The sequence below is a fragment of the Sporomusa sp. GT1 genome, assembly GCF_014634905.1.
GTDB classification, from domain to species: domain Bacteria; phylum Bacillota; class Negativicutes; order Sporomusales; family Sporomusaceae; genus Sporomusa; species Sporomusa sphaeroides.
The window spans coordinates 1-320 of sequence record NZ_BMBX01000086.1 but is presented as its reverse complement, the minus strand read 5'-3'; the positions used below and the strand labels follow the sequence as shown (position 1 = coordinate 320).

General features: G+C 51.2%; 1 protein-coding gene. It reads left to right on the top strand.

Annotation, left to right across the window (positions count from 1 at the left end):
• A partial coding sequence (locus GT1_RS21950) for a glycine/sarcosine/betaine reductase component B subunit (protein WP_223226449.1) occupies nt 1–320 on the top strand: 320 nt, incomplete at both ends.

Below are 320 nucleotides of genomic sequence, written 5' to 3'. Positions count from 1 at the left end.
CAGGCCAATATCCTGCCGACCCTGCTTCATCCCAATGAGGAATTGGATGGCGCGGTAGTCAGCGGCAACTGTGTTGCCGCCTGCGATAAGATTACGACATACCAGCACCAAAATAATTCCGTGATCTATGACCTGTACGCCCAGCATGGCAAGGAAATTAATTTCTTAGGGGTCATTATGGTACCTGAACACACGACCCTGGCCGGGAAGGTGCGTGCCTCCGATTATACGGTAAAACTGGCGACCATGCTGGGTGCCGATGCCGTGATTGTATCAGAAGAAGGCTATGGCAATCCTGACTCCGACCTCTTAATGATTTG